12 protein-coding genes are annotated in these 14,317 nt (G+C 75.7%); 9 read left to right on the top strand and 3 right to left on the bottom strand.

All coding sequences use genetic code 11. The features are described from left to right. Positions 1-32 precede the first annotated feature (32 nt). From ACBR40_RS42030 to ACBR40_RS42010, 5 genes are all read left to right on the top strand, one after another. Positions 33-2,306: a SpoIIE family protein phosphatase gene (locus ACBR40_RS42030; RefSeq protein ID WP_371252345.1), complete on the top strand. Its 2,274-nt coding sequence runs from the start codon at positions 33-35 to the stop codon at positions 2,304-2,306. A gap of 22 nt (positions 2,307-2,328) precedes the next feature. Further along, a complete protein-coding gene (locus ACBR40_RS42025; RefSeq protein WP_371252387.1) occupies positions 2,329-3,297 on the top strand; it encodes a hydroxyacid dehydrogenase in 969 nt (322 codons plus the stop codon). Between the two features lie 42 nt (positions 3,298-3,339). Next, on the top strand, positions 3,340-4,350 hold the full coding sequence (locus ACBR40_RS42020; RefSeq protein ID WP_371252344.1) for an aldo/keto reductase: 1,011 nt from the start codon (positions 3,340-3,342) through the stop codon (positions 4,348-4,350). Positions 4,351-4,472: 122 nt separating this feature from the next. Further along, positions 4,473-7,172: a glycoside hydrolase family 3 C-terminal domain-containing protein gene (locus tag ACBR40_RS42015; RefSeq protein ID WP_371252342.1), complete on the top strand. Its 2,700-nt coding sequence runs from the start codon at positions 4,473-4,475 to the stop codon at positions 7,170-7,172. 91 nt (positions 7,173-7,263) lie between these two features. Continuing rightward, the gene (locus tag ACBR40_RS42010) at positions 7,264-8,283 is read left to right on the top strand and encodes a LacI family DNA-binding transcriptional regulator (protein WP_371252341.1); all 1,020 of its coding nucleotides are present in this window, start codon (positions 7,264-7,266) and stop codon (positions 8,281-8,283) included. A gap of 191 nt (positions 8,284-8,474) precedes the next feature. Here ACBR40_RS42010 and ACBR40_RS42005 read toward each other — a convergent pair whose 3' ends face one another. Further along, positions 8,475-9,026, bottom strand: coding sequence for a hypothetical protein (locus ACBR40_RS42005; protein WP_371252340.1), 552 nt, complete (start codon positions 9,024-9,026; stop codon positions 8,475-8,477). 144 nt (positions 9,027-9,170) lie between these two features. Here ACBR40_RS42005 and ACBR40_RS42000 point away from each other — a divergent pair, with 144 nt between their 5' ends. From ACBR40_RS42000 to ACBR40_RS41990, 3 genes are all read left to right on the top strand, one after another. Next, positions 9,171-10,454: an ArsB/NhaD family transporter gene (locus ACBR40_RS42000; RefSeq protein ID WP_371252339.1), complete on the top strand. Its 1,284-nt coding sequence runs from the start codon at positions 9,171-9,173 to the stop codon at positions 10,452-10,454. Positions 10,455-10,546: 92 nt separating this feature from the next. Beyond that, positions 10,547-10,927, top strand: a complete 381-nt coding sequence (locus ACBR40_RS41995) for an STAS domain-containing protein (protein ID WP_344205889.1) — start codon at positions 10,547-10,549, stop codon at positions 10,925-10,927. Between the two features lie 104 nt (positions 10,928-11,031). Next, positions 11,032-11,490 carry an OsmC family protein gene (locus tag ACBR40_RS41990; protein WP_344205886.1) on the top strand — a complete coding sequence of 153 codons (459 nt, stop codon included), beginning with the start codon at positions 11,032-11,034 and terminating at the stop codon, positions 11,488-11,490. A 66-nt stretch (positions 11,491-11,556) separates the two neighbouring features. Here the strand turns inward: ACBR40_RS41990 and ACBR40_RS41985 are convergent, their stop codons facing one another. Continuing rightward, entirely contained in the window at positions 11,557-12,396 is an 840-nt protein-coding gene (locus tag ACBR40_RS41985; RefSeq protein ID WP_344205884.1) for a universal stress protein, read from the bottom strand. A 162-nt stretch (positions 12,397-12,558) separates the two neighbouring features. Further along, the gene (locus ACBR40_RS41980; RefSeq protein ID WP_344205883.1) at positions 12,559-12,750 is read right to left on the bottom strand and encodes a DUF1918 domain-containing protein; all 192 of its coding nucleotides are present in this window, start codon (positions 12,748-12,750) and stop codon (positions 12,559-12,561) included. Positions 12,751-12,946: 196 nt separating this feature from the next. Between ACBR40_RS41980 and ACBR40_RS41975 the strand changes: the two genes are divergently transcribed. Next, positions 12,947-14,116: a DUF2157 domain-containing protein gene (locus ACBR40_RS41975; RefSeq protein WP_371252338.1), complete on the top strand. Its 1,170-nt coding sequence runs from the start codon at positions 12,947-12,949 to the stop codon at positions 14,114-14,116. The last annotated feature ends 201 nt before the right edge of the window (positions 14,117-14,317 follow it).

Raw genomic sequence — 14,317 nt, 5'->3', positions numbered from 1 at the left:
TCGTCGGCGGACTCGTGAGGAGGGCGGAACGCGTGGACGACCCGACAGCCCCAGCGGGCGAGGCCGCCGCCGACCTCGGCAGGCTCGCCGCGACCGTCGAACGGCTGCGGCGCGAGCTGGCCGGCGCGCGCCGCGCCGCCGACGAGCGCGCCCTGGTCGAGCTGGCCAAAGGCGTGCTGGTCGGGCGGCTGCGCTGCGGCCCCGCGCAGGCGGCCGAGCAACTCACCACGCTGGCGGGCCGGAGCGGCCTGTCGCCGGTCGAGGTGGCCGCCGACGTGGTCAACGCGGCCGCGTACGACCGCGTCAGCGTGACCGCGCAGGCCCAGCCGGAGGCCGCGGTGCCGCTGCGCGCCGCCGAGAGCGCCGTCCTCGACGCCGGCGACACCCAGGCCGTGGCCCGCTCCCTGCTGGAGCACGCGCTGCCGCCGCTCGGCGCGACGGCCGTGGCCGTGTGGGCGGCCGGGCCGGACGGGTCGCTGTCGCTGGCGGGGCAGGCGGGTTTCGCCCCGGAGGAGGCCGGGAGCTGGCGGCACGTGCCGCCCGGCGTCGACACCATGGCCGGGCGGTCGCTGGCCGGGCGGCGGACGCTCTGGCACTCCGGCGACCTGCCGTCGATCGGCCGCCGCCGCGCCGACCCCGGCGGCCGGGTGACCATGCCGATGACCAGGGGCGGGCGGGTCGTCGGCGTGCTGGAGGTCTGCTGGCCGTACGCGCCGGAGGCGGCGGACGCGTCCCGGGCCGAGCGGCAGATCGAGGCGCTGGCCGAGCTGTGCGCCCACACGCTGACCGCGCCGCACGGAGGGCCGGCCTCCGACCTGCCGGAGCTGGCCGGTCTGGCCGACGCGCTGCCCGATCCCGCGCTGGTGCTGCGGGCGAGCATGGACGCCCGCGGCGGCCTGGCCGACTTCGAGGTACGGCACGTCAGCCGGCGGCTGCGCGGGGCGCCGGCGCTGGAGGCGTACCCGTTCAAGGCCGGCGGGCTGCTGCTCGAGGCGTTCCCGCAGGCGGCGGGCGGGCTGTTCGGGCACGTCGAGCGGGTGCACGCGACCGGCGAGCCGTTCCGGTCCGAGCGCATGCCGCTGGCGCTGAGCATGACGGGCGTGGCCGACGTGAGCCTCACCCGGCACGGCGAGAACGTGCTGCTGGTGTGGCGCGACCACGACGAGGACGCCCGCCTGGCCGGGCTGCTGGAGCACGCCCAGCGGCTCGGCCGCATCGCCGGGTTCGAGGAGAACGCCGCCACCGGCGAGATCACCTGGACCGCCCAGCTCTACGCGCTGTACGGCCTGTCGCCGGGCGAGCCGCCGGTGCCGCTGGAGCGGCTGCGCGAGCACGCCCACCCCGACGACGGGGTCACCGTCGGCCGTTTCCTGCGCACCGTGCTGCACCATCGGCGCTTCGCCGCCGCCGCGTTCCGGCTGCGGCGCGCGGACGGCATGGCCAGGCACCTGCGGGTGGTCGCCGAGCCGGTCTTCGGTCCGGGCGGGCGGCTCATGGCGGTGCGGGGGGCGTACCAGGACATCTCCTCGCAGCACTGGACGGAGGTGGCGCTGGCCGTCACCCGGGACCAGCTCGCCCACAGCGAGCAGGAGTCCGCCGAGCGCAACCTGCTGGCGCTGCGGCTCCAGCACGCGATCATGCCGCCGTCGCACGGCACGACGCGCTCCGACGGGCTGCGCATCGCCGTGCGCTACCGGCCCGCGCAGAAGGACCACCTGGTCGGGGGCGACTGGTACGACGTGGTCACGCTGCCGTCCCGGCAGATCCTGCTGTCGGTCGGTGACGTGGCCGGGCACGGGATGGAGGCGGCCACCGGCATGGTGGTGCTGCGCAACGCGCTGCGCGGCCTGGCCGCCACGGGCGCCGGGCCCGCCCGGCTCATGTCGTGGCTCAACCTGGTCGCCTGCCACCTCGCCGACCCCATGACCGCGACGGCGGTGTGCGGCCTGTACGACCCGGCCACCCGGGTCCTGACCTGGGCCAGGGCCGGTCACCTGCCGCCGATCCTGCTGCGGGAGCCGGACGGCCGCGAGCTGCCGATGATCAAGGGGCCGCTGCTGGGGGCGTTCCCCGACGCCGCGTACGAGGAGGGGCGGGTGCAGCTGCGCGCGGACGACACGCTGCTGCTCTACACCGACGGCCTCATCGAGCGGCGCGACCGCAACCTGCGCCACGCGCAGGACCGCCTGCTCGCCATCGCCACCCGTGGCGCCGCCTCCCTGGACGACCGCCTGGACGACCTGCTCATCCACTGCGGCTCCGACACCGACGACGACACCTGCCTCATCGGCGTCCAGCTCACCTGAGACGATCAAGAGCGTGACCCCCATGCGCGCGATCCTCGTCTTCGACCCGCCCTCGCAGGTCGGCCGTTTCTTCACCCCCGAGCTGCTGGCCGAGCTGCGGCGGCACGTCGAGCTCGATCCCACGCTCGTCCTCACCCGGTACGAGGGGCCGGCGCTGGCGCGGGCCGAGATGCTGATCACCGGCTGGGGCGCTCCCCCGCTGGACGCCCGCGCCCTGGAGAACGCGCCGCGCCTGCGGTACGTGGTGCACACCGCGGGGACGGTGAAGGGGCTGGCCGGGCCGGCGGTGTTCGCCCGCGGGATCCAGGTCAGCTCGCAGGTGGCGGCCAACGCCGTGCCGGTCGCGGAGTACACCCTGGCGATGATCCTGCTGGCCAACAAGCAGGTCTGGCAGCTCTCCCGCGCCTACACCGAGAGCCGTCGCCCGCCCGGCCTGGAGGCGATCTGGTCGGCGGGCGGCAACGCGGGCCGTACGGTGGGCGTGATCGGCGCCTCGGCGGTCGGGCGGCGCGTGCTGGAGCTGCTGCGCCCCTTCGACCTGCGCGCCCTGCTGTACGACCCGACCCTCGCCGATGCCGAGGGGCTGGACGCCGAGCTGGTCGGGCTGCCCGAGCTGATGGCGCGCAGCGACGTCGTGACCATCCACGCGCCCGCGCTCCCCGAGACCCGGCACCTCGTGGGGGCCGCCGAGCTGGCCCTGATGCGGCCGGGGGCGACGCTGATCAACACCGCCCGGCCGTCGCTGGTGGACCAGGACGCGCTGGTGAAGGCGGTGGCCCGGGGCCGGATCCACGCGGTGCTCGACGTGATCGAGCCGGACGACGCGCTGTTCGACCTGCCGGGGGTGCTGCTCACGCCGCACGTTGCCGGGTCGGTGGGCACCGAGCTGCACCGGCTGGCGGCCGGCGCGGTCGCGGAGGTGGCCGCCGTGGCGGCGGGCCGGCCGCTGCGGCACGCGGTGGACCCGGCGACCCTGCACCTGCGGGCCTGACCCGGCGCTCAGTCCTTCGCGGGGCGGCACGATAACGTGGCCGTGAAACGATTCATAGCGATCACGCGGAAGGTCACCTTGGACTACGAACGCCAGCCGTACCGCAGGTGCGGCCGCAGCGGACTCCTGCTCCCCGCCGTCTCGCTGGGCCTGTGGCACAACTTCGGCGAGGGCAAGCCCGTCGAGAGCCAGCGAGCGATCCTGCACAAGGCCCTCGACCTCGGCATCACCCACTTCGACATCGCCGACCGCTACGGGCCGCCGATCGGCGCCGCCGAGGCCGCGTTCGGCCGCATCTTCCCCGCGTCCCTGCGGGACGAGGTGGTCGTCACCACCAAGGGCAGCAACCCCATGTGGGACGGTCCGTACGGCAAGGGCAACTCCCGCAAGCACCTGCTCGCCACCCTGGACCGCTCGCTCGCCCGGCTCGGCCTCGATCACGTCGACATCTTCTACCTGCACCGCGACGACGAGGACACGCCGCTGGAGGAGCAGGCCGCCACGCTCGACCACATGGTGCGCACCGGCCGCGTGCTCTACGCCGGGGTGTCCAACTTCTCGCCCGAGCGCACCGCCGAGATCGCCCGGCTGCTGCGCGGGCTCGGCACCCCGCTGCTGGTGCACCAGCCGCCGTACTCGCTGCTCAACCGGGGCATCGAGGACCGGCTGCTCGGGGTGCTGGAGGCCGAGGGCGCGGGCTGCGTGGTGTACTCGCCGCTGGCGCAGGGGCTGCTCACCGACCGCTACCTCGACGGCATCCCGGCCGACTCGCGGGCGGCCGAGGGCCGCTTCCTCACGGCCGACCGGGTGACGCCCGAGGTCCTGGCGTTCGTACGGGCGCTGGCCGGGATCGCCGCCGGGCGGGGGCAGACGGTGGCGCAGCTCGCGCTGGCGTGGGCGCTGCGTGACCCGCGCGTCACTTCGGTCCTGGTCGGGGCGTCGAGCCCCGAGCAGCTGGAGGCCAACGTGGCGGCCGTGGACAACCTCGACTTCACCGACGACGAGCTGGCCGCCATCGACCGGGCCGCCAAGGAGGCCGGGGTCGCGGCGTAGCGGCGGGCGCGGAAGGTAAAAGTCGGGCCGGGAGATCCTCCGTTCAACGGCGAACGCTGGGCCCCGGCCCCCGTCGCGGCTCTAGGTTTCGGGGTTCAGCCCACCCGCGAAGGAGCTGCCCCATGCCCGAAGCCCCCGCATCCGGTCCGTCCCTGTTCGTGACGCGCCGGGAGATGGCCCGCCTGCTCGCCGGGGTGGGGGCCGCCGCCGCGTGCGCCGGGGCCCTCCGGGCCGGGCCCGTACGCGCGGACGTCCGGCCGTCCCGGGTGGACGCTCTCCTGCGTGAGCTGACGCTCCAGGAGAAGATCGCGCTGCTGCACGGGGCCGCCGACCCCGCGGCCAAGGGAGCGGCCGGGTACGTGCCCGGCGTGCCCCGGCTCGGCATCCCCGAGCTGCGCCTGGCCGACGGCCCCGCCGGCGTGCGCGGCGCCGTGCAGGCCGGCGGGCGGGCCACGGCGCTGCCCGCGCCGGTCGCGCTCGCCGCCACGTTCGACCCCGGCCTGGCCCGCCGGTACGGCGCGGTCCTCGGCCGCGAGTGCCGGGCCTTCGGCATGGACGTGATCCTGGCGCCGATGGTGAACATCGTCCGCGTCCCCCAGGCGGGCCGGAACTTCGAGACCCTGGGCGAGGACCCGGTGCTCGCCGCCGCGCTGGCCGCCGCCGAGGTGCGCGGCATCCAGGGCGAGGGCGCGATCGCCACGGTCAAGCACTACGCGGCCAACAACTTCGAGAACGAACGCCAGAACGTCGACGTGCGCGTGGACGAGCGGACGCTGCGCGAGGTCTACCTGCCGGCGTTCGAGGCCGCGGTGGCGGCCGGAGCGGGGGCGGTCATGGCCGCGTACCCGCGCGTCAACGGCCGGTACTGCGCCGAGAACCGGCACCTGCTCACCGAGATCCTGCGGGACGAGTGGCGCTTCACGGGCTGGGTGATGTCCGACTGGGGCGGCACGCGCAGCGGCGTCCCCTCGGTCGAGGCCGGGCTGGACATGGAGATGCCCTCGGGGGCCCACTTCTCGGGCCTGGCCGCGGCGGTGGCCTCGGGGCGGCTCGCCGGCTCCGTCGTGGACCGGTCGGTGCGCAGGATCCTGCTCCAGCTCGACCGCTTCGACCTGCTGACCGCGCCGCAGAACGAGGTGACGGGCGGGGTGCCTGGCGGGGTGCTGGGCGGGCTGCTGGGCGGGGTACCGGACGGGCTGACGAGCGGCCGGGTGGACGCGCTGACGGGCGGGCTGACGGGCGGGGGGACGGGTGCGCTGACGGGCGGGCTGACGGGCGGGCCGGCGGCTGGGGACCCCGCGCGGCCGGTGTTCGACGCCGCGGCCGGGGCGGTGGTGGCGCGGGAGGTCGCGTTGGCGGGGGCGGTGCTGTTGCGCAACGAGCGCGGCCTCCTGCCGCTCCGCCGCGCCGACCTGGCGGACCTGGCCCTCATCGGCCCCACCGCCGCCGTCCCGCTGGCCGGCGGGGGCGGCAGCGCCCGGGTGCTGCGCTCGGGGACGGAGAGCCCGTTCGCCGCCCTGCGCCGCCGGGCGGGCGGGGCCGCGCGGGTGCGGTTCGCCACCGGCGTGGACCTGGACGGCGTCCCGGTCCCCGCGAGCGCCCTGTCGCTGACCCGCACCCGCCGGGGCGGCGACCCGGAGACCGTGACGCGGGTGGACCACACCGGCGCAGCGGCCCTGCCCGCGGGATCGTCCTGGACCTGGAAGGGCACGATCACCGCCCCCGCGACCGGCGACTACGACCTGCGCGTCCAGGGCGCCGGCGCCCCGCCGTCGTCCGGCGGCTCGATCACGCTCACCGTGGACGGGACCAGGATCGGCGCGGTCGAGGCGCTGCTCGGCGGCAACAGCAGCCTGATCGCGACCGCGGACGGCCTCACCAACGCCGGGGCGGTCGTCAGGCTGGAGGGCGGGCGGCCCACGCCGCTGCGGATCTCCGCCACCGGGGTCGCTGGAAAGCCGCTGGAGGTCCGGCTGGCCTGGGTCACGCCGGCCCGGCGGCAGGAGGCGCGGGAGGCCGCGGCGGCCCTGGCACGCGGCGCGCGGGCGGCGGTGGTGTTCGCCTTCGACGAGGGCACGGAGGGGGCCGACCGGACGGGCCTGGCGCTGCCGAAGGAGCAGGACGCGCTGATCGCGGCGGTGGCGGCGGCCAACCCGCGGACCGCCGTCGTGCTGAACACCGGGCACCCGGTGCTCATGCCGTGGCTGGCGGACGTGCCGGCGGTGCTGCAGATGTGGTACCCGGGGCAGGAGGGCGCGGACGCCACCGCCGCGCTGCTGCTCGGCGCGGCCTGCCCCGGCGGGAAGCTGCCGGTGACGTTCCCGGCGCGGGCCGCGGACGCGCCGGCCGCCGCGCCCGAGCGTTACCCCGGCGTGGCCGGCACGGCGGTCTACGACGAGGGCGTCTTCGTCGGGTACCGGCACTACGACGCGTACGGGATCGAGCCGCTGTTCCCGTTCGGGCACGGGTTGTCGTACACGCGGTTCGCGTACGCGGGGCTGTCGGTGCGGCCGTCCGGGGACGGGCTGCGCGTGACGTTCACGCTGGCGAACGTGGGACGGCGGGAGGGCGTGGAGGTGGCGCAGGTGTACGTGACGCCGCCCGCCGACCCGCCCGTGCCGATGCCGCCGCGCGTGCTCGCGGCCTTCGCCCGGGTCCGGCTCGCCCCCGGCGAGCGGCGGCGGGTCACGGTGACGGTGCCCGGCCGGGCGCTGCGGCACTGGGGCGGCCAGGGCTGGGTGCTCGCCGCCGGGAGGCGGGCCGTGCAGGTCGGCTCGTCGTCGCGGGACCTGCGGCTGCGACGGGAGGTCACGGTACGGTGAGCGAGGGGATGAATCGTTTCAGCGGGGCTGATGATCGCATAAGCTAGGGGGCCACGCCGCTGGACGCGGTGGCGACTGACACTGAGGAACGATGTCGAGCATCAAAGAGGTCGCCCGCCTCGCCGGGGTCTCCGTCGGCACCGTGAGCAACGTGCTCAACCGTCCCGACATGGTCGCTCCCGAGACCCGCGAGCGCGTGCAGGCCGCGATCACGCGGCTCGGCTACGTCCGCAACGGCTCGGCCCGGCAGCTGCGGGCCGGGCGCAGCAGGACGATCGCCGTCGTGGCGCTCGACCTGGCCAACCCGTTCTTCATCGACGTGCTCAGCGGCGTCGAGAGCGCCGCGCAGCGCGACAGGCTGACCGTGATGGTGTTCAACAGCAGCAAGGACGCCGACCGGGAGGAGCGGCTGATCGAGGAGCTGGCGGAGCAGCGGCCGCTCGGCGTGCTCATCACGCCGGTCAACGACCGGGGGCAGCGGGAGCGGCTGGAGCAGCTGGTGTCGCGGGGCATCCCGGTCGTCGTGTTCGACAACTCCTCCCGGTTCAGCCACGGGTGCGCGGTGGCGGTGGACGACGTGCTCGGCGGCCGGCTGGCCGGGCGGCACCTGCTGGAGCGCGGGCACCGGCACATCGCCTACGCCGGCGGGCCGTTCAGCGTCCGGCAGGTGGAGGACCGGCACGACGGGCTGGCCGCCGTGCTGGGCGAGCGGGAGCGGCTGACCGTCATCCGGCTGCCCGACCTCAACGTCGCGACCGGCCGCACGGCGGGCCGGGAGATCGCCGAGCTGTCACCAGGGGCGCGGCCGACCGCGGTGTTCTGCGGCAACGACCTGGTCGCGCTGGGGGTGTTGCAGGAGCTGACGCAGCGCGGGCTGCGGGTGCCGGACGACGTGGCGATCCTCGGCTACGACGACATCGACTTCGCGGCGGCGGCCGCCGTGCCGCTGTCGTCGATCCGGCAGCCGCGCGAGCAGATCGGCGACACGGCCACGCAGATGTTGCTGGAGGAGTCCGGCCGGGTGCCCGGTCATCAGCACCGGCGGGTGATCTTCCAGCCGGCGCTGGTGGAGCGGACGTCCACGGCCGCACAGGCTCCCGCGGCCCCCTGACCCGGCCTGGCCGCCCGGCCGGACACGACTTGGCCATGCGTGGCGAGGCGCGGTCTGGCCGCCCGGCCCGGCCTGGGTAGGCGCGGTCTAGCCGCCCGGCCTGGGTAGGCGCGGTCTGACCGCTCAGCCCGGCTTGGCGAGGCGCGGTCTGGCCGCCCGGTCCGGCCGTCCCATCCGGTTCGGCGTGGGCGTCAGTAGTCGTCGTCGGCCCGATCGAGGCGCTGGTGGAGGCCGTAGACGAAGCGGGCGCGGTAGTGGGCGCCCTCGTGGGCGAAGCCGACCGTCCAGTGGTGGGGGGCCGCGCCCTCGAGGTGCAAGGCGTCGGGAAAGCCGGCCCCGACGTCGGCGACGACGCAGCTCCACGGCGTCAGCTCGGCGAACGGAACCGCCCGCCCGCCGCCCGGCCGGACGAACCACTGGTTCCACACCTCACCGCCCGGCCCGGACAGGACCTCGAACCGCAGTCCCGGCCAGGACGGCAGCGCCCAGCGGGCCACGTCGCAGGTCAGGCTGCCCACGCGCCGCTCGCCCTCGTACGCGGGCGACCCGAGCGCGGCCAGGAACGCCCGCCGCCCCTTGGGTGCCCGGGCCGAGTGCGCCATGGCGGTCCACCGGGTGTGCGCCTGCCGCAGCTCGGCGCGGGTGGCGCCCATGGCCTTGAGCGCGTCCTCGACGCGGGCGGCGGCGAGGTCGCGCATGCGATGCATCAGCGCCAGCTCGAACTGGCGCACGCCGAAGGTCATGATCCGCTCCCCCGCGCCCCATGATTCCACACGGGAGCGTTCTTGATACGTTGTGAAGAGGTGTGCCGGGAAGTCTGGTCGGCGAGTCGTTCATCCGTCGTGAGCAGAGGATGTGCCAGTGCGCCTCACTGACCGGTTTCCCGCGTGACCGCGCTCTCCTGGGCGAGCGTGGCGGTCTTCCTGGCCGCGTACGCGCTGATCGCCACCGAGAAGGTCCACCGGGTCGCGGCCGCGCTCGGCGGGGCGGCGATCATGCTGCTGATCCACGCCACGGGCGCCGAGGCGGCGTTCTTCTCCGAGCGTACCGGCGTCGACTGGAACGTCATCTTCCTGCTCCTCGGCATGATGATCATCGTCGGGGTGCTGAAGGAGACCGGCGTCTTCGAGTTCCTGGCGATCTGGGCGGCCAAGCGGGCCCGCGGACGGCCGTTCCGGCTCATGGCGCTGCTGGTGATCATCACCGCGTCGGCCTCGGCGCTGCTCGACAACGTGACCACGGTGCTGCTCATCGCGCCGGTCACGCTCCTGGTGTGCGAGCGGCTGGCGCTGCCCGCCGCGCCGTTCCTCATCGCCGAGGCCATGGCCTCCAACATCGGCGGCGCGGCCACCCTGATCGGCGATCCGCCGAACATCATCATCGCCAGCCGGGGCGGGCTGACCTTCAACGACTTCCTCGTGCACATGGCGCCGATGGTGGTCGTGCTGATGGCGGTGTTCGTCGGGCTGTGCTGGCTCATGTTCGGGCGGCGCTTCCGGCACGACCCCGAGCGGGCCGCGGAGATCATGGCGCTGGACGAGCGGGAGGCGCTCGGCGACCGGACGCTGCTGTGGCAGTCGCTGAGCGTGCTGGTGCTGGTCATGGCGGCGTTCGTGCTGCACCCGGTGCTGCACTACGAGCCGTCGGTCGTCGCGCTGCTCGGCGCCGGGGTGCTGGTCGCGGTGACGAAGGTGACCACCGAGCAGGCCATCGCCGAGGTGGAGTGGCCCACGCTGGTGTTCTTCGCCGGGCTGTTCGTCATGGTGGGCTCGCTGGTGGAGACCGGGGTCATCGGCGAGCTGTCGAAGGCCGCCGTGGAGGCGACGGCCGGGCGGCCGGAGCTGACCACCCTGGGGCTGCTCGGCGTGTCCGGCGTGCTGTCGGCGATCGTGGACAACATCCCGTACGTCGCCACCATGAGCCCCATCGTCGAGCGGCTCGTCGACGCGAACGGCGGCGACCAGACGCTGTGGTGGGCGCTGGCCTTCGGCGCCGACCTGGGCGGCAACGCCACCGCCGTCGGCGCGGCGGCCAACGTGGTCGTGCTCGGCATCGCCGCCCGCAACGGCACCCCGATCAGCTTCTGGCAGTTCACGAAGTACGGCCTCGTCGTCACGGCGGTCACCGTCGGCCTGGTCGCTCCTTACCTGTGGCTCCGTTACCTGCTGTGATGTTCTCCTTCCGCAACCGGTAGTGTCGTCGGCGGTGTGCCGGGAAGTCCGGCCGGTGATGCTTCCGTAGCGCCTTGGAGAGCCAGCGAACGATGACCCCGACCGCGCCCGCAGACCCGACGGGCCCTTCCGCCGCCGGCGACTTCTCCCTGCGGATCCGCAGCCGCGGCGAGGTCCTGCTGATCGAGCTCGGCGGGCCGTTGTCCGGCGCGCCGGTGGAGATCCTGCGGATGTACCTCGCGAAGACGCTCGCCACGCTGGCGGTCCCCGCGCTCGTCGTGGACCTCGCCGGGCTGACCGGCCTGGACGCGGCCGGCCTTGAGGTCCTGCGTTCGGCCACCCGCGACGCCGCCGCGGCCGGCGGGCGCCTGGTGGTCACGGGCGGCCTGCCGCTGCTCGGCACGGCCGGCGCCGCCGGCCTGGACCTGCTGCCCACGATCGACGCCGCACTCGCCGCACTCGACCCGCCCTGACCGGGGAGGGCGACGGTGAGGGGTTTGGGCCCTCCCCCTTCTCCCTCCCGGAGGCCAAGGTGGAGGGTGGCCACCGTGCTCCCTGGCGAACGAAGGAGATCACCATGGACACCCGCCACGCGACGATCCCGCTCCAGGCCCCCGTACCGCCGTCCGACCTGCCCGAGCGGGTCGAGGTCGCGCACGCCGGCGGCGAGTCCTACCTCATCACCGTACGGGGCCACACGCTGGTCGCCGGCCAGCCGGAGCAGGCGGGCGGCGACGACGCCGGCGCGACCCCGACCGAGCTGTTCGTCGCCTCCCTCGCCTCCTGCGTGGCCTACTACGCCGGCCGCTTCCTGTCCCGCCACGGCGCCTCGCGGGAGGGGCTGCGGGTGAGCGCGGACTTCGGCCTGGCCGCCGACCGGCCCGCCCGGGTCGCCGCCGTACGGCTGCGCGTGGCCGCGCCCGGCCTGCCCGCCGAGCGGCGGCCCGCGTTCCTGGCCGTGATCTCGCGCTGCACCGTGCACAACTCGCTGCGCCGGCCGCCCGAGGTGGTCGTCGAGCTGGCCGGGGACGCGTGACCGCGCGCCGCGGCGGTCCGCGGGCGACCTCGTCGTGGTGGAGAACTGACCCGGCGCGCCGATCCGTCACCCGCCGCCGGGGCGCGGCCTGACCACCGCGACCGGGCAGGTCAGGCGGTGCAGGACCGCGTGGCCGACGGACCCGAGCAGGGCCGAGGCGAAGCCGCCCCGCCCGCGCGAGCCCACGACCACGAGGTCCGCCGCCCGGCCCGCCTCGATCAGGGCGTGCACCGGGTGGCCGTGCACCTGCGCGTCGGTGATCCGGACGTCGGGGGCGCTCTCCCGCCACGCCGCCGCCCGCTCGGCCGCGGCCCGCGTCAGGTACTCGTAGCCCTCCTGCGCCAGCGTGTCGTACGCGGCCGCGTACGGCGAGTACACCGGCGACTGCCAGGCGCAGACCACGTGCAGGGTGACGTCACGGGCCCTCGCCTGCTCGATCGCGTACGCGACGGCCGCTGCCGCCTGCTCCGAGCCGTCGTCGCCCACGACCACCCGGCCGTGCCGCACCACGGACGTCTCCCGTACGATCACGACGGGCCCGGGGGCGTGCCCCGCCACCCCCATGCCGACCGAGCCGAGCAGCATCCCGGCGAACCCGCCGAGCCCCCGGCTGCCCAGCACCACGCTGTCCGCCGTCACCGACTCCGCGAGCAGCGCCTCGACCACGTCGCCGGTCAGCAGGGCGGCCTCGACCTCGACGTCGCGGGTCAGGGCGAGCGCCCGGTCCCGCGCCACGTCCAGCGTCTCCTCGCAGGGCTCCAGGCCGTCCTGCCCCGGGGGCCGCCGCTCGCACACGTGCACGAGCCGCAGCGCCAGCCCTCTCAGCTGGGCGTCTGCGGCGGCCCACTCCACGGCGGCGGCGGCCGGGGCGGAGCCGTCCACGGCGACCAGGACGGGCCCGGTCATCGCGCGCCTCCCCCGCTCCCGTGCCGTCGCGGCCCGGCCGCGCGGGCGGGATCGCCCGCCCACGCGGTACGGCCGCCGCCGGGCGGCACCGGGACGTGCCGCGACCTGGGCATCCGGATCATCCGCGCGGCGAGCCACGCCCCGCAGCCGGCGGCACCGCGGTCACCGGGCTCCGGCGACGACCCGGGCGTCGGGGCCGGGGAACACCAGGGTCTCGTGCCCGTCCTCCAGCCACCGCACGATGTACGGCGGCGAGCCGTCGTCATGCTCGACCCGTACGATGACGCCTTCCTTGCGGAGTTCGCCCCCGTACGTGCCTTCGACCACCAGCCGATCTCCCACACTCGCCCTCATCACAGACCTCCTCGTCCCACTCCTTCTCCCAGGTCAGATGCCCCGTACGGGCCCCTAGTCACAGGAACGACCGGCTCCTTTCCGCGGGACGTCCGGGGCCCCGGCAGGTTCGGGGATGCGGGCCGGCGTGGCGTGGTCCGGACGGGTTTCGGCAGGTGCCTGTCCGGCGATGGGACGGGGGAAGGAGGGCCGCGAGGTGACTCAGAGCCGGGACGAGGTGCTGCGGCGGCTCGTACGTGAGGGCACGCTGACGGCCGCGCAGGCGTTGGCCGTGCACCAGGCGCTCGACGAGGCGGAGCGGCCGGCGCGGGCGCGGTGGGCGGAGGTCGCCGGATACGTCGGCGGCGCGTTGCTGCTGGTGGGCGCGGTGTCGCTGGCGGGGACGTCGTGGCCGGTCCTGTCCACGACGGCCCGCGTCCTCATCCTCCTGGCCGCGACCGCCGCCCTCCTGACCGCCGGCCTCCTCCTGGCCGACCTCGGCCCCCGCCTCCGCTCCTCCCCCGCCCCGCACGAGACCGCCCCGCACGAGACCGCAACGCACGAGACCGCAACGCACGAGACCGCCGCGCGCGGGACCGGCCCGCGCGGGACCGGCCCGCGAGGGGCGGCGCGCTCTCGCCCGTCGTCGGGCGGGAGGCCGGGTGAGTCCCCGTCCCTCGTCCACTGGGGTGCCGGGGAGCGCTGGCGGGCCTGGTTGGAGGGGGCCGGGCGGGCCGGGCCCGTGCGGCGGCGGTTCGGGGGTGTGGCGCTGGCGCTGGCGGCCGTGACCGGGGCCCTGGCCGCCGCCGAGCTCGCCGCCGTCGTCACCGGACGTCAGCTCACGGCCGCCGCCGTGACGGGGCTGGTCCTGGCCGCCGCCGGGTACGTGGCACTGCCGGGCGGCCCCTGCGCGGTGGCGGCCGCCGGGTTCGCGGCGCTGACCGCCGAGGCCGTCGCCGGCGAGCTGGCCGGCTACGGCTCCATGGCGGTGGGCCTGACGCTGGTCGGCACGGGCGTCGCGTGGACGGCCCTGGTGATGGCCGGGGTGATCGGGCAGCGGCGGCTCGGGCTGGGACTCGGCGCGGTCGTGGCGCTGTTCGGCGCGCAGCACGGCGCCGGGACCGGCGACAGCCTGGCCTGGTCGTACGTGACGACGTTCGCCGTCGCGGTGGCCTGCCTCGTGCTGTACCGGTGGGAACGGGCCTGGGTGCTGCTCGTGGCGGGCGTCGCCGGGTTCACCCTGGTCGTGCCCGAGGCGGTGTGGGACTGGACGGACGGCGCGGTCGGCGGCTCGCTCGCGTTGATGATCGCGGGACTGGTGCTGGTGGCGTCGTCGGTCCTCGGCCTGCGGCTGCACCGCGCCTCCCGCCCGGACCACGCGCCATAGCCACGAGCCGCCACTCATAGGCCGCCCCGCGGAACGCCCGGCGTCCCGATCCGGCCGGCCGGGCGTTCCCGTGTGAGCGGTTTCAAGCGGCCGCGGTCACGGCCCGCTCTCAGGACCCCGAGCGGCGTCACCGCACCCGCTCATCCGGGCGTAACGGTATTGATCACCTCCTCCGGGGGTCGGGTGACCGAGTCCACCATC

The sequence above is a fragment of the Nonomuraea sp. AD125B genome, from assembly GCF_041402765.1.
Taxonomy (GTDB): domain Bacteria; phylum Actinomycetota; class Actinomycetes; order Streptosporangiales; family Streptosporangiaceae; genus Nonomuraea; species Nonomuraea bangladeshensis.
Note: the sequence above shows the minus strand (reverse complement) of the source record. Positions and strands in the feature narration are given on the sequence as shown.